This window comes from Streptomyces sp. NBC_00009 (assembly GCF_045040855.1).
GTDB lineage: Bacteria > Actinomycetota > Actinomycetes > Streptomycetales > Streptomycetaceae > Streptomyces > Streptomyces aureus.
Map to the genome: position 1 here is coordinate 6773851 of NZ_CP108312.1, position 18824 is coordinate 6792674.

General features: G+C 71.8%; 19 protein-coding genes and 1 riboswitch. Of the genes, 13 read left to right on the plus strand and 6 right to left on the minus strand.

The window, feature by feature from the left end:
* Nucleotides 1–28: 28 nt before the first annotated feature.
* Both OHA58_RS30655 and OHA58_RS30660 read right to left on the minus strand, forming a co-directional pair.
* Nucleotides 29–958, minus strand: coding sequence for an LLM class F420-dependent oxidoreductase (locus tag OHA58_RS30655; RefSeq protein ID WP_405482776.1), 930 nt, complete (start codon nucleotides 956–958; stop codon nucleotides 29–31).
* A gap of 104 nt (nucleotides 959–1062) precedes the next feature.
* Entirely contained in the window at nucleotides 1063–1767 is a 705-nt protein-coding gene (locus OHA58_RS30660) for a DUF5995 family protein (RefSeq protein ID WP_405482777.1), read from the minus strand.
* Nucleotides 1768–1947: 180 nt separating this feature from the next.
* Here OHA58_RS30660 and OHA58_RS30665 point away from each other — a divergent pair, with 180 nt between their 5' ends.
* Complete coding sequence (locus OHA58_RS30665; RefSeq protein ID WP_405485254.1) at nucleotides 1948–3072, plus strand: glycoside hydrolase family 6 protein; 1125 nt, start codon at nucleotides 1948–1950, stop codon at nucleotides 3070–3072.
* On the opposite strand, the gene OHA58_RS30670 is transcribed toward OHA58_RS30665, so the two are convergent.
* Nucleotides 3054–4463, minus strand: a complete 1410-nt coding sequence (locus OHA58_RS30670; protein WP_405482779.1) for a uracil-xanthine permease family protein — start codon at nucleotides 4461–4463, stop codon at nucleotides 3054–3056. The two genes, OHA58_RS30665 and OHA58_RS30670, sit on opposite strands and share 19 nt — an antisense overlap.
* 204 nt (nucleotides 4464–4667) lie before the next feature.
* Between OHA58_RS30670 and OHA58_RS30675 the strand changes: the two genes are divergently transcribed.
* Together OHA58_RS30675 and OHA58_RS30680 are read left to right on the plus strand one after the other, a co-directional pair.
* The gene (locus OHA58_RS30675; protein WP_405482781.1) at nucleotides 4668–5939 is read left to right on the plus strand and encodes an alginate lyase family protein; all 1272 of its coding nucleotides are present in this window, start codon (nucleotides 4668–4670) and stop codon (nucleotides 5937–5939) included.
* Nucleotides 5940–6036: 97 nt separating this feature from the next.
* Nucleotides 6037–6495 (plus strand): acyl-CoA thioesterase, encoded by a 459-nt coding sequence (locus OHA58_RS30680; protein ID WP_405482782.1) that lies wholly within the window; start codon nucleotides 6037–6039, stop codon nucleotides 6493–6495.
* Here the strand turns inward: OHA58_RS30680 and OHA58_RS30685 are convergent.
* Nucleotides 6455–7675, minus strand: a complete 1221-nt coding sequence (locus tag OHA58_RS30685; protein WP_405482784.1) for an MFS transporter — start codon at nucleotides 7673–7675, stop codon at nucleotides 6455–6457. The genes OHA58_RS30680 and OHA58_RS30685 overlap by 41 nt on opposite strands.
* A gap of 141 nt (nucleotides 7676–7816) precedes the next feature.
* Here OHA58_RS30685 and OHA58_RS30690 point away from each other — a divergent pair, with 141 nt between their 5' ends.
* Nucleotides 7817–9007, plus strand: coding sequence for an ROK family transcriptional regulator (locus OHA58_RS30690; RefSeq protein ID WP_405482785.1), 1191 nt, complete (start codon nucleotides 7817–7819; stop codon nucleotides 9005–9007).
* Between the two features lie 19 nt (nucleotides 9008–9026).
* Here OHA58_RS30690 and OHA58_RS30695 read toward each other — a convergent pair whose 3' ends face one another.
* Together OHA58_RS30695 and OHA58_RS30700 are read right to left on the minus strand one after the other, a co-directional pair.
* Nucleotides 9027–9773 carry an SDR family oxidoreductase gene (locus OHA58_RS30695; RefSeq protein WP_405482786.1) on the minus strand — a complete coding sequence of 249 codons (747 nt, stop codon included), beginning with the start codon at nucleotides 9771–9773 and terminating at the stop codon, nucleotides 9027–9029.
* Between the two features lie 103 nt (nucleotides 9774–9876).
* A complete protein-coding gene (locus OHA58_RS30700) occupies nucleotides 9877–10758 on the minus strand; it encodes an RNA polymerase sigma-70 factor (protein WP_405482788.1) in 882 nt (293 codons plus the stop codon).
* 130 nt (nucleotides 10759–10888) lie between these two features.
* A riboswitch (FMN riboswitch) is annotated at nucleotides 10889–11019 on the plus strand.
* Between the two features lie 302 nt (nucleotides 11020–11321).
* Here OHA58_RS30700 and OHA58_RS30705 point away from each other — a divergent pair.
* From OHA58_RS30705 to OHA58_RS30745, 9 genes are all read left to right on the plus strand, one after another.
* Nucleotides 11322–11930 carry a riboflavin synthase gene (locus OHA58_RS30705; RefSeq protein WP_100597450.1) on the plus strand — a complete coding sequence of 203 codons (609 nt, stop codon included), beginning with the start codon at nucleotides 11322–11324 and terminating at the stop codon, nucleotides 11928–11930.
* A 2-nt stretch (nucleotides 11931–11932) separates the two neighbouring features.
* Nucleotides 11933–12577, plus strand: a complete 645-nt coding sequence (locus OHA58_RS30710) for a nicotinamide mononucleotide transporter family protein (protein ID WP_326778742.1) — start codon at nucleotides 11933–11935, stop codon at nucleotides 12575–12577.
* The gene (locus OHA58_RS30715) at nucleotides 12574–13872 is read left to right on the plus strand and encodes a bifunctional 3,4-dihydroxy-2-butanone-4-phosphate synthase/GTP cyclohydrolase II (RefSeq protein ID WP_405482790.1); all 1299 of its coding nucleotides are present in this window, start codon (nucleotides 12574–12576) and stop codon (nucleotides 13870–13872) included. Before OHA58_RS30710 ends, OHA58_RS30715 begins: the two co-directional genes overlap by 4 nt.
* Before the next feature lie 66 nt (nucleotides 13873–13938).
* Entirely contained in the window at nucleotides 13939–14424 is a 486-nt protein-coding gene (gene ribH, locus OHA58_RS30720; RefSeq protein WP_100597452.1) for a 6,7-dimethyl-8-ribityllumazine synthase, read from the plus strand.
* 34 nt (nucleotides 14425–14458) lie between these two features.
* The gene (locus OHA58_RS30725; protein WP_100597453.1) at nucleotides 14459–14731 is read left to right on the plus strand and encodes a phosphoribosyl-ATP diphosphatase; all 273 of its coding nucleotides are present in this window, start codon (nucleotides 14459–14461) and stop codon (nucleotides 14729–14731) included.
* A 62-nt stretch (nucleotides 14732–14793) separates the two neighbouring features.
* Complete coding sequence (gene hisG / locus OHA58_RS30730) at nucleotides 14794–15642, plus strand: ATP phosphoribosyltransferase (protein ID WP_266566648.1); 849 nt, start codon at nucleotides 14794–14796, stop codon at nucleotides 15640–15642.
* Between the two features lie 11 nt (nucleotides 15643–15653).
* The gene (locus OHA58_RS30735) at nucleotides 15654–16115 is read left to right on the plus strand and encodes a PH domain-containing protein (RefSeq protein ID WP_405482791.1); all 462 of its coding nucleotides are present in this window, start codon (nucleotides 15654–15656) and stop codon (nucleotides 16113–16115) included.
* 231 nt (nucleotides 16116–16346) lie between these two features.
* Nucleotides 16347–17681, plus strand: a complete 1335-nt coding sequence (locus OHA58_RS30740; protein WP_405482792.1) for a hemolysin family protein — start codon at nucleotides 16347–16349, stop codon at nucleotides 17679–17681.
* On the plus strand, nucleotides 17678–18775 hold the full coding sequence (locus OHA58_RS30745) for a hemolysin family protein (protein WP_405482794.1): 1098 nt from the start codon (nucleotides 17678–17680) through the stop codon (nucleotides 18773–18775). Before OHA58_RS30740 ends, OHA58_RS30745 begins: the two co-directional genes overlap by 4 nt.
* The last annotated feature ends 49 nt before the right edge of the window (nucleotides 18776–18824 follow it).

Here is an 18824-nt window from a genome sequence, read left to right on the forward strand (position 1 = left end):
CCCCGGCAGACACCGGGGCCCGCATTGCTCAGACCCCGGCCTCGCGCGCGGCCGTGAACACCTCGGCCGCGACATCCGTCAGCTCGTCCGCGTCGCGGACGAGACCCTGGAGGTCGATCAGGATCTCCTCGAGTCCCACCGCGTTGTGCGCGACCAGATCCTCGACGATCTGCGCGACGCTGCCCTGGAACGGGCGGCGGTCATCGCCCTTGTACTCGTCCCGCGTGTAGATCGTGTTGACCCGCAGCACGCTCTGGATGGGCTCCTTGCGGCCGCGCTCCTCGGCCAGTTCCTGAAGGCCGCGCCACTGCTCGGCGAGCTGCTCCGCGCCCGCGGCCCCCGGCATCCAGCCGTCCGCGCGGTCCACGAGCCGGCGCGCGGCCTTCGGGCTGTTCGCCGGCAGGAGCACCGGGATCGGCCCGGCGGGCTTCGGCCCCACCACGGACGGCGCGATGGTCGTCAGCTCACCCTCGTAACTCACGGGGTCGGGGCCCCACACGGCCTCGAACACGTCGAGCAGCTCGTCCAGGACCTGGCCGCGCTTCTCGAACGGGGCCACGGAGGCGGCCGCGTACTCGTCGTGGGACCACCCCGTGCCGATGCCCGCGACGACGCGGCCACCGCTCGCAGCGTCCAACGAGGCGAGGGCGCGCGCCAGTTGGAACGGCACGTGCAGAGGGCCGACAAGCACGCTCGTGCCGAGCCGGGCCCGCTCGGTGACGGCGGCGGCCAGGGTGAGGGAGACCAGCGGGTCGGCGACCGAGCGGTACTGGTCCGGCCAGGGGAGGCCGGGGATCCCGTACAGGCCCTGGCGGGCGGGCTCGGGGAACAGGATCCGCTCGAAGACCCACAGGCTCTCGTAACCGATCTCCTCGGCGGCGCGGGCCACCGCCGGGATGTCGCGCCCGATGTCGTACTGCTTCATCTGGGGGAGGCTGAGGCCGAGTCGGGTCGCCATGCCGGTGCTCCTTCGCGTTCGCATCAGGGATCGCTCGCGTAACTCCTCGTCAACGTACAGCGATCACGGGGGAGTTCCGGGGTGAAGGCGGGTGCGTGGCCGGATCAGTCCGGCAGAGGTGTGAGCATCATGCGGCCGACCAGCCCAACAGAGGTGTCGAGGCGCCGGACGAACTCCTCGGTGACGTCCGGGAATTCACGCAGCACCCACAGGGCGCGGGCCGCCGCCCAGGCGCCGTCCCTGGCGCGCTCCAGGGTCCAGGAGCCGAGCAGATGGGTCAGCGGGTCGGCGATCTGGAGCAGATCGGGGCCCGGCATCAGATCTTCGCGGATGCGCTCCTCCAGCGAGACGAGGAGATCGCCCACGCGGTCGAACTCATCCTCCACGTCGGCCGGTTCGCAGCCGAGCGTACGGCAGGTGTCCACGACGGCGAGCGCAAGATCGTGGCCGATGTGCGCATTGATGCCCGAGAGGGCGAACTGCAGCGGGCGTACGCCTGGATGGCGGCGGTACTGGAGCAGCGGACGCCAGCAGGCGGGCGGACGGTGGTCGGTGGAGCGGGTCTCGACGGCCGCCAGATAGCGCCCGGCGAACCGAACGTCCAGCGTGGTCGCGGCTTCGGCGTCGGCGAACCGGCCGCCGTCGATGTGCCGGTCGACCTCTTCCGTGACGGACAGATAGACCCGGTTGAAGACGGCCACACCGTCGCGGGCAGGCCAGGACGCGGCCAGCTCACGCATCCGGGCCACCACGGAGTCGACCCCGCGCGCGGCGGGCGTGCACTTCGCGAACCGTTCCAACTGCGCCATGGGGGCAGGTTCTCAAGCCTAGGCTGGCGCGCGTGCCGCCTGGCCGGGGGCTTCCCCAGAACGGGGGAACGGGCCGGGCACCGTGCGTGGGGGGAAGGGGAGAACAGCGTGTCAGGCTTACGTGCGCAGCGACTGGCCGAGCGTCGCGCCGAGCGCAGGGTCGCCGCCCGCCGGGGGGCCATGGCGGCGGCCGCGTCGCTGGTCGCCGCGGTCGGCACGGTCGCCGGGATGCTGTCGGCGCTCGACGGGTCCGAGGGCGGCGATGTGGCGCGGTCCCGGGTGACGCAGTCGCCCGACCTGCTTCCGCTGCCCGCCGTACCGACCGCGACATCCGCCCCGGCCTCACCCGGCCCGTCGTCCTCTCCGTCGAATTCGAAGACGGCGAAGAAGAAGCCGAAGCCCGCTCCGAGGGCGTCCACCGGGCGGCGCGTGGCGCCCGCCTCCACGCGCCTGTACCGGCACACCGACTCCCAGGTGCTCGACTGGGTCAGGGCCAACCGCTCGGACCCGCGGCGCCCCCTCATCGAGTCCCGGATCGCCGACCGGCCCGCCGCGGTCTGGTTCGCCGACTTCACGCCCGACACCATCACGTCCCGGGTGCGGGCGGTGACGTCCACGGCGGCACGCGAGGGCCGGGTGCCCGTGCTCGTGCCGTACGCGATACCCGAGCGCGACTGCGGGGGCGCGTCGGAGGGCGGGGCGCCGGACATCGCCGCCTACGACAGCTGGGCGCAGAAGTTCGCGGCGGGCCTCGGTTCCGGCGAGGTCGTCCTGATCCTCGAACCCGACGCGCTCTCCCAGACCGAGTGCCTCTCCGGCGGGCAGCTCGCCGACCGGTACGCGGCGCTGGCCCGCGCGGGCCGCGCCTTCAAGTCGGCGAACCCCAGGGCCAGGGTGTACTACGACGCCGGGCACTCCGACTGGAACCCCGCCGGTACCCAGGCGGCCCGGCTGCGAGCGGCGGGCGCCGCGTCGCCGGCCTCGTCCGACGGCGTCTTCACGAACGTCTCCAACTTCAACCGCACCTCCGCCGAAGTGGCCTACGCCCGCCGGGTCCTGGCGGCGATGGGCGGCCCGCCGTCCCTGGGCGCCGTGATCGACACCAGCCGCAACGGCAACGGCGCCCCGGCGGACGGCGCGTGGTGCGACCCCTCGGGCCGCAAACTGGGGCAGGCGCCGACCCTGCGCACCGGGGAGCGCGGGATCGACGCCTACTTGTGGGTGAAGCTGCCGGGGGAGTCGGACGGCTGCAAGGGCGAGCCGGGATCGTTCGCCCCCGACTACGCCTACGACTTGGCGGACTGACCGTCGGCAGTGTCGCCGGCCGCATCGTCGTACGAAGAGGTCCCCTCGTCGAGCAGCGGCTCCTGCGTCTTGAGATGCGCGGGAGCCATGGCGCGCAGCGCGTGGTAGCCGGTGATGACGACGAGCGTGCCGAGGGCGATGCCGCTCAGCGAGAAGTTGTCGGTGAACTTCAGGGAGACGTTGCCGATGCCGATGATGATGCCCGCCGCGGCCGGCACCAGATTCAGGGGATTGCGCAGGTCCACCCCGGCGTTCATCCAGATCTGCGCGCCGAGCAGGCCGATCATGCCGTAAAGGATCACGGTGATGCCGCCGAGGACGCCGCCCGGGATGGCGGCCACGATCGCGCCGAACTTCGGGCACACGCCGAAGAGCAGGGCGAAACCGGCGGCCGCCCAGTACGCGGCGGTCGAGTAGACGCGGGTCGCGGCCATCACGCCGATGTTCTCGGAGTACGTGGTGTTGGGCGGGCCGCCGACCGCGGTGGAGAGCATGGAGCCGACGCCGTCGGCGGAGATCGCGGTGCCGAGCTTGTCGTCGAGGTTGGCGCCGGTCATCTCGCCGACGGCCTTGACGTGTCCCGCGTTCTCGGCGATCAGCGCGATCACGACGGGCAGCGCGACGAGGATCGCCGACCACTGGAACGACGGGGCGTGGAAGGAGGGCAGGCCGATCCATTCGGCCTTGCCGACGCCGGACAGGTTCAGGCGCCAGTGGTCGACGGCCTCGGCGCCGCCGGTCACGGAGTGGATCCGGCCGAAGATCCGGTCGAAGGCCCAGGAGATGCCGTAGCCGAAGAGCAGCCCGAGGAAGATCGCGATGCGGGACCAGAAACCGCGCAGGCACACCACGGCCAAACCGGTGAACAGCATCACGAGAAGCGCGGTCCACTGGTCCTGCGGCCAGTACGTCGACGCCGTCACCGGCGCGAGGTTGAAGCCGATCAGCATGACGACCGCACCGGTGACGACCGGCGGCATGACGGCGTGGATGATCCGCGCGCCGAACTTCTGCACCGCCAGCCCCACCAGGAACAGCGCGGCGCCGACCACGAACACCGCTCCGGTCACCGTCGCGCTGGTCCCGCCCTGCGCCCGGATCACCGCGGCGACGCCGACGAAGGAGAGCGAGCAGCCGAGATAGCTGGGCACGCGGCCGCGGGTGGCGAGCAGGAAGATCACGGTCGAGACGCCGGACATCATGATCGCGAGGTTCGGGTCGAGACCCATCAGGACGGGCGCCACGAAGGACGCGCCGAACATCGCGACGACGTGCTGGGCGCCGAGCCCGAGCGTGCGCGGCCAGGAGAGCCGCTCGTCCGGGCGCACGACGGCGCCTGGAGCCGGGGTGCGCCCGTCGCCGTGAAGTTTCCAGCGCACACCGAGGTCCATGTGAGTTCTGCTTTCTGTGGTGCTTTTGTGGCTCGAAATGATCGCCGCCATGTTAATGCGCCGTAAGGCCCTTCTCGCGCCACGGTCGACGGCCCCGATCCCATCCATGAATCCTTGTCAGGGGCATTGTCACGTCCACCTCGGAGCCCTACGCTCGCACGGCTCGATCCATGAACGTCGTTCATATACGTGATGGGAGTTGTGATGCGTGCCAGATCCCGTGTGCGTCTCGGTGCCCTGCTCGCCGCGGCGGCGGCCCTCACCGCCGTCCTGGTCCCGGCCCAGTCCGCGACGGCCGGCGTGAGCGCCCCGCGTACCGCCGTCCTCGACGGCGAGCACCTGCTGCGGACCAAGCAGCGCCTCGACCACGGCGACCCGCAACTCCAGCGCGCCGTAAGGGACTTGACGGACCGCGCCGACACCTGGCTGGACCAGGGCCCCTGGACCGTCGTCGACAAACCGAAGCCCGCGCCCGGCGGCGACGTCCACGACTACCTGAGCCAGGCCCCCTACTGGTGGCCCTCACAGACTCCCACCGCCGACAACCCCTGGGGCTGCCCCTACGTCCAGCGCGACGGACAGCGCAACCCCGAGGTCGACACCGGGACCGACCGCCAGGACGTCGAGAAGGTCTTCGACTCGACGTACGACCTCGCCCTCGCCTGGTACTACACGGGCCGCAAGGAGTACGCGGAGAAGGCCGCCACGGTCCTGCGCACCTGGTTCCTCGACCCGGACACGCGCATGAACCCGAACCTGGACCACGCCCAGTTCATCCCCTGCAAGTACGACGGCCGGGCCATCGGCATCATCGACTTCTCGCAGTCGTACACGAGCGTCACCGACGCCGTCGCCCTCCTTGGCGCGGGCGCCCCCGGCTGGTCGAAGGGCGACCGCTCGGCGATGGGGGAGTGGAACAAGGACTTCCTCGGCTGGCTGGTGAACAGCGACTTCGGTGCGCAGGAGGGCGCCGCCGAGAACAACCACGGCACGTTCTACGACCTCCAGGTCGCGGCCCTCGCCTACACCGCCGGCGACACCGCCCTCGCCCGCCGCACCGTCCTCGATGCCCGCGCCAAGCGCATCGCCCCGCAGATCGCGGGCGACGGCAGCCAGCCGCAGGAGCTCGCCAGGACCCGCAGCTGGCACTACTCGACCTTCGACCTGGTCGCCTACACCCGGCTCGCCGCGATCGGGCGGCACGTCGGCGTGGACCTGTGGTCGTACCGGGGCCTGGACGGGCAGAGCCTGTTCAAGGCCGTCGACTATCTGCTGCCCGCGGCCACCGGGGCGGCGGCGTGGCCGCACCCCGAGCTGGAGTTCCACCGGTTCGCTGCGAGCGACGTCGTGCACGCTGCCGCAGACGCCGGGAGCGCCGCGGCGAAGCGGGCGGTCCCGCATCTGGAGACGCCGCCCGGCGGGGACCTGTGGGCACTGCGCCCGGCGGCCGAACAGCTCGACTCGATCGCGGGCTGAGCGGCCCCGTCACGCCCCGACCTGGCCTGCTGAGCGTTTGCTTAGTTCAAGGTCGTACGATGGGGCTCTTGTACGTACCGCATCAGGAGCCCCACCCGTGACCGCCGAAGCCCTCGCCCGCCCCGCCCAGTCCCACGGACAGCTCGTCCCCGTCACCGTCCACTTCGACGACCTCGACGCGCTCGGCCTGCTCCACAACGCCCGCTACCCGGTGATGGTCGAGCGCGCCTGGACCGCGCTGTGGGCGGAGCGCGGCCTCGTCTTCGAGGGCGACTGGGTGGCGGCCGGCGACTTCTGCAACGCGGTCAAGGAACTGCGCATCACGTACGACGCGCCGGTCAACCGCCCCGGCGCGTACGCCGTGCACCTCTGGCTCGACCGGCTCGGCACCACCGGCCTGACGTACGGCTTCCGCTTCTGCTCGGCGGACGGTGGGACGACCTACGCCCACGGCACCCGCGTACTCGTCCGCCTCGACCCGGCCACCCTGCGCCCCGCCCCCTGGAGCGAGATGTTCAGGACCCTTGGCCGTGAGCTCCTGCGGACGCAGGACTGACCTCGGCCTGCTTCGTCCGCGTACGGTCCCCCGTGCGCAGCACCCCAGCGAACACCGCGAGCCCGCACGCCAGGAACGTCACCAGGCCGAACGACACCACCAGACTCGTCGCGTCGGCGACCGTCCCGATCGCGGAGGGCGCGATGAGCCCCGAGGTGTACGTGATGGTGGCGACGCCCGCGATGGCCTGGCTCGGATTCGGTCCGCTGCGCCCCGCCGCCGCGAAGGCGAGCGGCACGACCACCGCGATCCCGAGGCCCATCAGGCCGAACCCGGCCATCGCGACCGCCGGGTTCGGCGCCACCACCACGAGCAGTCCGCCGAGCGCGGCGCCGACCCCGCCGACCCGCACGGTGCGCACCGCGCCGAACCGGTCCACGATCCTGTCGCCGGCGAGCCGCGCCACGGCCATCGTGAGCGTGAACGCGGTGGTGCACGCGGCCGCGAGTCCGGCGGAGGTGTCGAGGGCGTCCCGCAGATAGACCGCCGACCAGTCGAGGCTCGCCCCCTCGGCGAAGACCGCGCAGAAGCCGACCGCGCCGATCAGCAGCGCCGACCTGGGCGGCAGCGCGAAGCGCGGCGGCGGCTCCTCGTCCTCCGTGGGGCGCAGATCGAGCACGCCGCCACAGGCGATGAAGCCCACGACCGTCAGGGTCGCCGCGGCGAGCAGATGGTGCAGACGCGCGTCGGAGCCGAGGTGCGCGGCCAGCGTGCCGGCCGCCGAACCGATGAGGGCGCCCACGCTCCACATGCCGTGCAGGCTCGACATGATCGACCGGTCGAGGCGGTTCTCGACCTCGACACCCAGCGCGTTCATCGCCACGTCCGACATGCCCGCCGACGCGCCGTACGCGAACAGCGCCACGCACAGCACGGCCAGATTCGGCGCGAGTGAGGGCAGGATCAGCGCGAGCGTCCACAGGGCGAGCAGGCCGCGCAGCGCCGTGCGCGCGCCGAACCGGTGGCTCACCCAGCCCGCGAGCGGCATCGCCACCGAGGCGCCGAGCGCGGGGAAGGCGAGCGCGATACCGAGCTGGCCCGCGCTGACCCCCGCGTGGTCCTGGATCCAGGGCACCCGGGTCGCGAAGGACCCGGTGACCGCTCCATGGACGCAGAAGACGGTCGCGACCGCATAGCGTGCGCGCTTCAACTCCCTTGCCCCGTAACCGACTTCGCTCATCCGGCGTGCCCCTCCCGATACCGTCCCCAGGCTGCTGGCGTAAACTATCAGGAACCCTGCCTGATAAATAGTCGGTTTCCCACCGGTCTCCCCGTACGGCCCCGGTCCCGGCAGCGAAGGCGATCTGGAAGGATCCGCGCCATGCCCGCATCACCGAGTACCGCCAGGGCCATCAACGACCGGCTCGCGCTGCGCCTCCTCCAGAGCGAAGGGCCCCTGACGGCCGGGCAGTTGAAGGAGCTCACCGGCCTGTCCCGGCCCTCCGTCGCCGACCTCGTCGAGCGGCTCACGGCCCAGGGCCTGATCGAGGTCGTCGGCGAAGCCGGCGCCCAGCGCCGAGGCCCCAACGCCAAACTCCACGGGATCGTCTCCGGGCTCGCCCATCTCGCCGCGCTCGACGTCCGCACCGAGGGCGTCACCCTCACCGTCGCCGACCTCGTGGGCACCGTCCTCGCCGAGGCGTCCGCGCCCATCGGCGACGAGGAGGGCACCGGCCCCGCCGTCGAACGGGCCGTCGCCCTGGTCGAGCGCACCGCGAAGGAGGCGGGCGCCGAGCCCCTGCACACCGTGGGAATCGGCGCCCCCGGCCTCATCGACCCCGTCACCGGTGAACTCCGTGACTCGTCGGGCCTGCCCGAGTGGCACCGCCGCCTCGTCGCCGCCCTCCACGAACGCCTGCCGGCCCGCGTCCTGGTGGAGAACGAGACCAACCTCGCCGCCCTCGCCGAACAGCGCGACGGCGCCGCCCGCGACCGCGACACGTTCGCCCTGCTCTGGCTGGGCCACGGCATCGGCGCCGCGGTCGTCCTCGACGGCGTCCTGCGCCGCGGGGCCTCCGGCGGCACCGGCGAGATCGGTTTCCTGCCCGTGCCGGGCACGGCCGGACTCCCGTCCGCGACCGGGTGCGACGGAGGCTTCCACTCGCTGGCCGGATCCGCCGCCGTCGCCGAACTCGCCCGCGCCCACGGCCTGGTGGGCCCGACGGCCGCAGCGGGGGAGCCGGCCGCCGCGGCGCTCGTCCGCGAAGCGGTACGGGCGGAGCCCGGGACGCCCGCCGCCTGCTTCCTCGACGCACTCGCCGACCGGCTCGTCCTCGGGGCCGCCTCCGTCGTCGCCGTCCTCGACCCAGGCTGCCTCGTCCTGGGCGGCGAGGTCGGCCGCGCGGGAGGCGACCGCCTCGCGACCCTGGTCGCCACCCGCCTCGCCGCCATGTCCCCCCTGCCCACCGAGGTGCGGGCCGGCGTCCTCGGCGGCGCCGCGGTGCTGCGGGGGGCGCTGCTGATGGCGCGGGACGGGGCGCAGGACGACCTCTTCGCGCCGACGGACCGCTGAACCCCGCGCACGGTCCGGGTCAGCTCGCGGGAAACCGCCGCGCGAGGAACTCCTCGAACGTGCCCTTGCCCACCGCCCGTTCGGGCGTCAGATGCCCGCCGTCCCGCATGCCCTTGTACGCCTTCCCGGCCAGGCGCACCTCGACGACCGGCCGACGCCGACGGCTCGCGCGCAGGTAGGCACGGGCCAGATCCGGGGCCGTATGCACCTCGGGACCACCCATGTCCGCCACGCGCCCCGCAGGTGCGCCCGTCGCCCACTCCGCCAGACGGTCGGCCACTTCGGCGACCTCGACGGGCTGGTCGGCGACCTCCGCCGGAAGGAGCATCACCGGCAGCTTGGCCAGCGCCTGAAGGCCCTGGAACACCAGGTCGTGGAACTGCGTCGTGCGCAGCACCGTCCAGCCGAGCCCCGACCCCTCGATCAGCTTCTCGACCGCGAGCTTGGCCTTGTAGTAGCCGAGCGGCACCCGGTCCACGCCCACGATCGAGATGTACAGCAGATGCGGCACACCGGCCCGCCGCGCCGCCTCGATCAGCTGCCCGGCCGCCTTCTCGTCGCCGCCGCGCGGCGTGCTCGCGCAGTGCACGATCGCGTCCACACCCGCGACGGCCTCGTCCAGTCCGGGCCCGCCCTCCCGCAGGTCCACCGCGTACGGCCGTGCGTGCCGGCTGAGCACCCGCACCTCGTGCCCGTCCCCCCGCAGCCGCTCGGTGACGAGACTGCCGAGGGTTCCCGTGCCGCCGGTCACCAGGATCGTGGTCATCGCAGTTCAGCTCCTTCGCACCGAGGACGCTCCCCGGTGGAACGTCCCTCGCCCACTCAGAACCGGCGACAGCCCGAGAATGTGACAGCGCCCGCGGGACGGCTCAGGAACGCGCAAGCTGACGCCCCACGAACACCAGCTTGTCGGGGTTCATGACGGCCCGCATCCGTGCGATCAGCCCGCCGCGGACCTCGAACGAGACGACCCCGGCGAGCACGTCGCCCACCCACGCCACGAGCGCGGGCGCGCCGTTGACCTCCGACACCGTGAAGTCGAGACCCGCCCGCACGGACCCGCTCGCCAGGAACCGCAGCAACTTCTCGCGCCCGAGAATCGGCCGCCGGGCCGCGGTGACCTTGCCGCCCCCGTCCGCCCACCAGGTCACATCGGCCGCGAGCAGCTTCTCCAGACCGGCGACATCACCCTCGCGGGCCGCCGCCACGAACGCGTCGATCAGCCCACGCCGGACCTCGGGCGTGGCCTCGAACCTGGCCTCCGGAGCCGCGACACGCTCCACCGCCCGCCGGTACAGCTGGCGGCAGTTGGCCTCACCCAGGTCGAGCACCCCGGCGATCTCCCGATACCCGTACGCGAACGCCTCCCGCAGCACGTAGACCGCCCGCTCCGTCGGGCTCAGCCGTTCGAGCAGCACCAGGAGGGCAGTCGAGACAGCGTCGCGCCGCTCCGCCGACTCCAGGGGGCCGAGGGTGCCGTCCGAGGTGAGCACGGGCTCCGGCAGCCACGGCCCCGCGTACCGCTCGCGCTGCGCCCTGGCCGAGGTGAGCCGGTTGAGGCAGAGGTTCGTGACCACCTTCGCGAGCCAGGCGGCCGGCCGCCCGATCGCGTCCCGGTCCGCGCCGCTCCAGCGCAGATACGCGTCCTGCACCGTGTCCTCGGCCTCCTCGGCCGAACCGGGCATCCGATACGCGAGCCCGAACATGCGCGGACGGTGGGACTCGAACTCGTCGGCGGTTGCGATCGTCACGCTCTTACCCTGGCAGGGGCGACCGCCCGGAACGCTGCGCGAGTCCACGCACACGGCCTGTGAGCCAGCCCACAGTCGATCACCCGTTTGGCCCACGCGTGGACGTGGCACACTGGCCCTGTACCAGAAGCAGCGCACTCCGGGGTCGGTGAAAGTCCGAACCGGCGGTTACAGTCCGCGACCCGGTCGCTTCCAGCGGCCGGTTGACCAGGTGAAATTCCTGGACCGACGGTTAAAGTCCGGATGGGAGGCAGTGCGCGGCGGGCGGGCATTCGTGCGCGCCGCCGTCTGTTTCGACTTGTCCTCAGGGACAGGTCTCATTCGGCGTCGGCCTCGGTGTCCTCGCCCGTACGTTCTGTCGCCTATCGCGACAGTGCCCCGGAGTCCGTGCCCGAAGAGGCAGGAGGACCCGGTGGCCACCACTTCCGCAGTGCCCGCCCGGCGAGCAGCCGTGCGCCCGCACGCGTCCTTCGCTCCTTCAGGAATCCCCGCCGGCCATGAGGCGTTGCGCCTCACCGCCGCCCTTGTCGGCCCCGCGGCCCCTGCAGCGAAGGAGCACTGAAGTGTTCACCGGAATCGTCGAAGAGCTGGGCGAGATCACTGCCGTCGAAGAACTCGGCGACGCCTCCCGCTTCAGGCTGCGCGGCCCCGTCGTCACCGAAGGGGCCCGCCACGGCGACTCCATCGCCGTCAACGGTGTCTGTCTGACGGTCGTGGAGCACGAGGGCGACGAGTTCACCGCCGACGTCATGGCGGAGACCCTCGACCGGTCCAGCCTCGGCGCCCTCGCGGTCGGCTCCCGGGTCAACCTGGAGCGCCCCACCGCCGTTGGCGCCCGCCTGGGCGGACACATCGTGCAGGGACACGTCGACGGCACGGGCAGCATCGTCGAGCGCAAGCCGTCGGAGAACTGGGAGATCGTCAAGGTCTCGCTCCCGGCACACCTCGCCCGCTACGTCGTCGAGAAGGGCTCCATCACCGTCGACGGGGTGAGCCTCACGGTCGTCGACGCGGGCCCCGACTACTTCACCATCAGCCTCATCCCCACCACCCTCGCCCTGACCACGCTCGGCCTGAAGCAGGCCGGCGACCCGGTCAACCTCGAGGTCGACGTCATCGCCAAGTACGTCGAGCGGCTGCTCGGCGACCGTGCCCAGGAGGCCACCAAGTGAGCCTGAACTGGCTGAACTCCGAGGCGTTCACGCTCTTCGGCCAGCACATCATGTGGTCCGACATGATCGGCAACACCGTCGGTCTGGTCGCCCTAGCGCTCGGCTGGCGCCGCTCGATCTGGACCTGGCCCGCGCAGCTCGTCTCCGGCCTCATCCTCCTCACGGCCTTCGCGACCGCCCACCTCTCGGGCAGCGCGGGCAAGCAGCTCGTGGTCATCGTCGTCGCCGCGTGGGGCTGGTGGCAGTGGAACCGCGGCAAGGGGCAGGCCCAGGACGGCTCCCTCGCCGTCCGGTTCGCCACCTGGCGCGAGCGCGGCTACCTGCTGGGCGCCGCCGCACTCGGCACCCTGGCGGTCGGCGGCCTGTTCACCGCTTTCCCCACGCTTTCGTGGGACCCCTGGCCGGACGCGTACATATTCGTCGGCACGATCGTCGCCATGTACGCCCAGGCGCGCGGCATGGTCGAGTTCTGGTTCGCCTGGCTGCTCGTCGACCTGGTGGGCGTACCGCTGAACTTCGCCAACGGATTCGCCTTCTCCGGTTTCGTCTACGTGATCTACGGCGCGCTCGTCCTGTGGGGCATGCGCGACTGGTGGCTGCGGTCCCGCTCGGCCTCGCAGCCCGCCCTGGAAGGAGCCCCGGCATGACAACGGCACCCGTTTGGTACGCCACCTCGCACGACGAGGACACCTCGGACCTCTCCCTCGACCCCGTCGAGCAGGCCATCCGCGACATCGCGAACGGCCGGCCCGTCGTGGTCGTCGACGACGAGGACCGCGAGAACGAGGGCGACCTCGTCATCGCGGCCGAGAAGGCCACCCCCGAGATCGTCGCCTTCATGATGAGCGAGTGCCGCGGCCTGATCTGCGCTCCCATGGAGAACGACGAGCTGGAGCGCCTCCAGCTGCCGCAGATGGTCGAGAACAACACCGAGTCGATGCGCACGGCCTTCACGGTCTCCGTCGACGCGGGCCCCGCGCACGGCGTGACCACCGGCATCTCCGCCGCCGACCGCGCCACCACGCTCCAGCTCCTGGCCGGCGGCACCGCCGAGGCCGGCGACTTCGTGCGGCCGGGCCACATCTTCCCGCTGCGCGCCAAGGACGGCGGCGTCCTGGTCAGGAACGGCCACACCGAGGCCGCCGTCGACCTCGCCCGGCTCGCGGGCCTGCGCCCCGCCGGCGCGATCGTCGAGATCGCGGGCGAGGACGGCACGATGCTGCGCCTGCCCGAGCTCATCCCGTTCGCCCGCAAGCACGGCCTGACGATCATCTCCATCGAGGACCTGATCGCCTACCGCCGCTCCTCCGAGCCGAAGGTCCGCCGCGAGGCCGAGGTCAATCTGCCCACCGCCTTCGGCGACTTCACCGCCTACGGCTACCGCTCCACGGTCGACGGTGTCGAGCATGTCGCCCTCGTCCACGGCGAGATCGGCGACGGCGACGACGTCCTCGTGCGGGTCCACTCCGAATGCCTCACCGGCGACGTCTTCCACTCGCTGCGCTGCGACTGCGGCCCCCAGCTGGAGGAGTCGATGCGGCGCATCACCGAGGAGGGACGCGGCATCGTCGTCTACCTGCGCGGCCACGAGGGGCGCGGCATCGGCCTGCTCTCCAAGCTGCGCGCCTACGAGCTCCAGGAGCGCGGCCGCGACACGCTGGACGCCAACCTGGAACTGGGCCTTCCGGCCGACTCGCGGGACTACGCGGCGGGCGCCCAGATCCTCGAGGACCTCGGCGTGCGCGGCCTGCGCCTGCTGACCAACAACCCCGACAAGACCGACGCGCTCCTGCGGCACGGCCTCAAGGTCGTCGCCCGCGAGTCCATGCCGGTTCAGGCGGGCGAGCACAACCTCCGTTACCTGCGCACCAAGCGGGACCGGATGGGCCACGACCTGCCCTGGCTGGACGCCCCCGCGTCCACGACCTGCGCGAACCAGTAGCCCGTACCCCTTTCAGACGACACACCGCACACCGAACACAGCACCACACAAGCACTGAGGAGCAACGTGAGTGGCAAGGGCGCACCCGAACTGTCCGTACGAAACTGCGGTGACCTGCGCGTCGCCGTCATCGCGGCGCAGTGGCACGAGAAGGTGATGGACGGCCTCGTGGACGGCGCCCTGCGCGCCCTGCACGAGCTCGGCATCGACGAGCCGACCCTCCTTCGGGTCCCGGGCAGCTTCGAGCTCCCCGTCGTCGCCAAGGTTCTCGCGGGCCGCGGCTACGACGCGATCGTCGCCCTCGGCGTCGTCATCCGAGGCGGCACCCCGCACTTCGAGTACGTGTGCCAGGGCGTCACCATGGGGCTCACCCAGGTCACCATCGACACCGGCGTCCCCGTCGGCTTCGGCGTGCTGACCTGTGACACCGAGGAGCAGGCCCTCGACCGCGCCGGAATCGAGGGCTCGAACGAGGACAAGGGCCACGAGGCCGTCACGGCGGCCGTCGCCACGGCGGCCACACTGCGCTCGGTCAGCGAACCCTGGCGCTGAGTGGCCGGGCGTACCCCGTAGTCTTAGGGCCATCATGGCGAACAAAACCTTCGAAGAGCTCTTCGCCGAGCTTCAGCTCAAGGCCAAGAACGGCGACCCCGCGACGTCCCGCACCGCCGAACTGGTGGACAAGGGCGTCCATGCCATCGGCAAAAAGGTCGTCGAGGAGGCCGCCGAAGTCTGGATGGCCGCCGAGCACGAGGGCAAGGAGGCCGCTGCCGAGGAGATCTCGCAGCTGCTGTACCACGTCCAGGTGATGATGGTCGCCCGGGGAATCTCCCTCGACGACGTCTACGCCCACCTCTAGAGCCGGCGCCCGGTTCCCACTCGCACGTCACACCCCTCCTGAACGCAAAGGAATCCGACCTCATGCTGCGCATCGCCGTCCCCAACAAGGGTTCACTGTCCGGACCTGCGTCGGCGATGCTCCATGAGGCCGGATACCAGCAGCGCAAGGAGTCCAAGGAGCTCGTCCTCGTCGACCCGGTCAACGAGGTGGAGTTCTTCTACCTGCGGCCCAAGGACATCGCGATCTACGTGTCGTCGGGCAAGCTCGACATCGGCATCACCGGCGAGGACCTGCTGATCGACTCCGGCGTCAACGCCGAGGTCATCCTGCCGCTCGGCTTCGCCCGCTCCACGTTCCGCTTCGCCGCCAAGCCGGGCACCGTCTCCGGCCTCGAGGACCTCGCGGGCAAGACGATCGCCACCTCCTACGAGGGCATCGTCGGCAAGCACCTCGCCGAGTCTGGCGTCGACGCGTCCGTCGTCCACCTCGACGGCGCCGTCGAGACGGCCATCGAGCTGGGCGTCGCCCAGGTCATCGCGGACGTCGTCGAGACCGGCACCTCCCTGCGCAACGCGGGCCTCGAGGTCTTCGGCGAGCCCATCATGAAGTCCGAGGCCGTCGTGATCCGCCGCTCCGGCGCGGCTGCCGAAGAGCCCAAGGTCCAGCAGTTCCTGCGCCGTCTCCAGGGCGTCCTGGTCGCCAGGACGTACGTGATGATGGACTACGACTGCCGCGCCGAGCACCTGGAGCAGGCCGTCGCCCTCACCCCGGGTCTCGAGTCGCCCACGGTCTCGCCCCTGCACAACGAGGGCTGGGTCGCCGTCCGCGCGATGGTCCCCGCCAAGGGCGCCCAGCGCATCATGGACGACCTGTACGAACTCGGCGCGCGGGCCATCCTGACCACGGCCATCCACGCCTGCCGCCTCTGAGGACCGCACTCATGTCCGAAGTCCCCACGCTGCCCGTCACCTTCCGGCCGGCCCGCACCCGGGCCGTCCTGCTCGGCCTCGGCGGCGCGATGTTCGTCACTCTCACTGCCATCGCCCTCATGCTGGGCGGCCTCAACCCGGGCGACCGCCTCACCTTCGTCTTCACCGGGGCGCTCCTCGCCGGCGGGCTCGTCCTGCTCGCCCGGCCCAAGGTCGTGGCGGACGACGAGGGTGTCACCGTGGTGAACATCGCCCGCAGCCGCCGCCTGGCCTGGGCGGAGATCGTCCAGGTCACCCTGCGGCCCGGCGACCCCTGGGTGTTCCTCAACCTCAGCGACGGCACGAGCCTGGCCGCCATGGGCATCCAGCCCGCCATGGCCAAGGAGCGTGCCCTCGCCGACGCGCGTGCCCTGCGCGGCCTCACCGAGGCCCGTGCCGTGGTTTCCGGGCGATCCGGGGAACTTCAGGGCTGACTCAGGGCCGCACGCCCTGACGCTTCCACCCCTGTCTTGATTAATCTGGTGGCGGGGCGCGCGCACATCGCCGCCCCGCTCCCGACTACGGGTCCGCCAGGGCCCCGGGGGTTTCCTGCTAACCGAGGAGTGACTCCCTCCGGCGATGGACGGTTCGTCCTGCAGTACATGCGCCGCCCCCTCCCGACATAGCGCGACCGAATTGCGCGTTGTGTGCGCGGAGGCGGCGGCATGACCATCCCCTTGTTGCTCCTCGGAGCGGCATTCCTGCTGATCCTGGCCAACGGCTTCTTCGTGGCGGCCGAGTTCGGCCTCGTCACGGTGGAGCGCGCCGACGCCGAGAAGGCCGCGGCCGACGGCGACCGACGGGCCCGTACCGTCGTGAACGCCCTCAAGGAGCTGTCCTTCCAGCTCTCCGGCACCCAACTCGGCATCACCATCACCTCACTGGTCGTCGGCATGCTCGCCGAACCGGCGCTCGCGACGCTGCTCGCGGCGCCCTTCACCGCCGTCGGTGTACCGGAAGGCGCCGTCGGCGGCGTCTCCGTCGTCTTCGGCATGCTCCTGGCCTCCGCCGTGCAGATGGTGATCGGCGAGCTCGTGCCGAAGAACTGGGCGGTGTCCAAGCCGCTCCAGGTCGCACGGTTCGTCGCGGGCCCCCAGCACGTGTTCTCGCGCCTCTTCAGGCCCGTGATCGCGCTGCTCAACGCCGTGGCCAACCGCGCCGTACGCGCCCTGGGCGTCGAGCCCGCCGACGAGCTGGCCTCGGCCCGCACCCCCGGTGAACTCGTCTCCCTGGCCAGGCACTCCGCGCAGGCGGGCACCCTGGAGCAGGACACGGCGGACCTGTTCGTCCGCACCCTGTCCCTCGGTGAGCTCACCGCCCAGCACGTCATGACGCCGCGCGTGAAGGTCAGCGCGCTCCAGTCCTCGGCGACCGCCGAGGACGTCGTCAACCTCACGCGCGCCACCGGCCTCTCCCGCTTCCCGGTCTACCGCGAGCGGATCGACGAGATCGTCGGCATGGTGCACCTCAAGGACGCCCTGGCGGTGCCCGCGCACGAGCGGCTGCGCACTCCCGTGAGCCGCATCGCCCAGGCCCCGCTGCTCGTCCCGGAGACGCTGCCCGTGCAGCCCCTCCTGGAGCGCCTGCGCAGTGAGCAGCCCATAGCCGTCGTCGTCGACGAGTACGGCGGCACGGCCGGCGTCGTCACCCTGGAGGACATCGTCGAGGAGCTCGTCGGCGAGGTCCGCGACGAGCACGACCGCCTCGACCTGCCCGAGCTCGCGGTCGCCCCGTCCGAGGACGGCCGCCCCGCCTGGGACGCCGACGGCAGCTGCCGGGTCGACATCCTGCGCCGCATAGGACTCGACGTACCGGAAGGCCCGTACGAGACCGTCGCAGGTCTCGTCGCCGATCTGCTGGGCCGGATCCCCGCGCCCGGTGACCGGGCCGAGCTGCCCGGCTGGCGGCTCGCGGTGCGTCAGGTCGACCACTACCGCGCGGAGCGCGTCCGGATCGTACGGACCGCGGACGCCGCCCAGCCGGCGGAGGCCGCCCGATGAGCGCGCTCCAACTGTTCCTCGCCCTCCTCCTCGTGCTGGCCAACGGTTTCTTCGTGGGCGCCGAGTTCGCGCTCGTCTCCGTGCGCCGCAGCCAGATCGAGCCCCTGGACACCAAGCGGGCCCGCCAGGTCCTGTACGGCCTGGAGCACCTGCCGCAGATGATGGCGGCGGCCCAGTTCGGCATCACCGTCTGCTCCTTGACGCTCGGCGCGGTCGCCGAGCCGACGGTCGCCCATCTGCTGGAGCCGCTCTTCGAGGCGATGCACCTGCCCGAGGGAATGATCCACCCCCTCGGCTACGTCATCGCGCTCGCCGCCGTTGTCAGCCTCCACCTCGTCATCGGCGAGATGATCCCGAAGAACCTCGCGATGGCGGCGCCGGAGAAGACCGCCCTCTGGTTCAGCCCCGGCCTCGTTGCCTTCGCCCGGCTGTGCCGGCCGGTCACCGTCGCTCTCGGCGCCTGTGCCCGGCTCGTGCTGAAGCTGTTCGGGGTGGAGCCGAGGGACGAGGTCGAGGCGGTCTTCACGAGTGTGCAGCTCGGCCGGCTCGTCGAGGACTCCGGACAGGCGGGGCTGCTCGAACCCGAGGCGCAGGAACGCCTGGAGGACGCCCTGGAGCTGGGCTCGCGCCCGGTCACCGACGTCCTGCTCGACCGGGCGTCCCTGGTCACGGTCGGCCCCTCGGTCACCCCCGGCCAGGTCATCGAGCTGACCGGCCGTACGGGCTACTCCCGCTTCCCGGTCTGCGCGGAGGGGGGCGCCTTCATGGGCTATCTGCATGTGAAGGACGTCCTCGACCTGATCGACTCCGCCGACCACGACCGCGCGGTGCCGCAGCAGATCTGGCGTCCCATGACGACGCTGCGCGCCGAACTCCCGCTCGACGACGCCCTGACGGTGATGCGCCGCGCCGCGACGCACCTCGCGCAGGTCGCCGACGCCTCGGGCCGCGTCCTCGGCCTGGTCGCCCTGGAGGACGTCCTGGAGATGCTCGTCGGCGAGGTCCGTGACCCCGCGCACCGGGACGCTCCGGCGCCCGGGGCGTGGGTGGCGGAGCCGCGGGCCGAGGCGCCGGAGGAGGCGCTGGCCGGCTGACAGGCGCACACGGCGAAGGGGCGGGTCCCGGATCGGGCCCGCCCCTTCG

Bases quoted from the DNA above. Each gene is read 5' to 3' on its own strand.
- OHA58_RS30685 (WP_405482784.1), bottom strand. From the start codon at position 7,675: ATGAGCGAAGTCGGTTACGGGGCAAGGGAGTTGAAGCGCGCACGCTAT.
- OHA58_RS30670 (WP_405482779.1), bottom strand. From the start codon at position 4,463: ATGGACCTCGGTGTGCGCTGGAAACTTCACGGCGACGGGCGCACCCCG.
- OHA58_RS30725 (WP_100597453.1), top strand. From the start codon at position 14,459: ATGGCGAACAAAACCTTCGAAGAGCTCTTCGCCGAGCTTCAGCTCAAG.
- OHA58_RS30660 (WP_405482777.1), bottom strand. From the start codon at position 1,767: ATGGCGCAGTTGGAACGGTTCGCGAAGTGCACGCCCGCCGCGCGCGGG.
- OHA58_RS30675 (WP_405482781.1), top strand. From the start codon at position 4,668: ATGCGTGCCAGATCCCGTGTGCGTCTCGGTGCCCTGCTCGCCGCGGCG.
- OHA58_RS30665 (WP_405485254.1), top strand. From the start codon at position 1,948: ATGGCGGCGGCCGCGTCGCTGGTCGCCGCGGTCGGCACGGTCGCCGGG.
- OHA58_RS30735 (WP_405482791.1), top strand. From the start codon at position 15,654: ATGTCCGAAGTCCCCACGCTGCCCGTCACCTTCCGGCCGGCCCGCACC.
- OHA58_RS30695 (WP_405482786.1), bottom strand. From the start codon at position 9,773: ATGACCACGATCCTGGTGACCGGCGGCACGGGAACCCTCGGCAGTCTC.
- OHA58_RS30740 (WP_405482792.1), top strand. From the start codon at position 16,347: ATGACCATCCCCTTGTTGCTCCTCGGAGCGGCATTCCTGCTGATCCTG.
- OHA58_RS30655 (WP_405482776.1), bottom strand. From the start codon at position 958: ATGGCGACCCGACTCGGCCTCAGCCTCCCCCAGATGAAGCAGTACGAC.
- OHA58_RS30690 (WP_405482785.1), top strand. From the start codon at position 7,817: ATGCCCGCATCACCGAGTACCGCCAGGGCCATCAACGACCGGCTCGCG.
- hisG (WP_266566648.1), top strand. From the start codon at position 14,794: ATGCTGCGCATCGCCGTCCCCAACAAGGGTTCACTGTCCGGACCTGCG.
- OHA58_RS30715 (WP_405482790.1), top strand. From the start codon at position 12,574: ATGACAACGGCACCCGTTTGGTACGCCACCTCGCACGACGAGGACACC.
- OHA58_RS30745 (WP_405482794.1), top strand. From the start codon at position 17,678: ATGAGCGCGCTCCAACTGTTCCTCGCCCTCCTCCTCGTGCTGGCCAAC.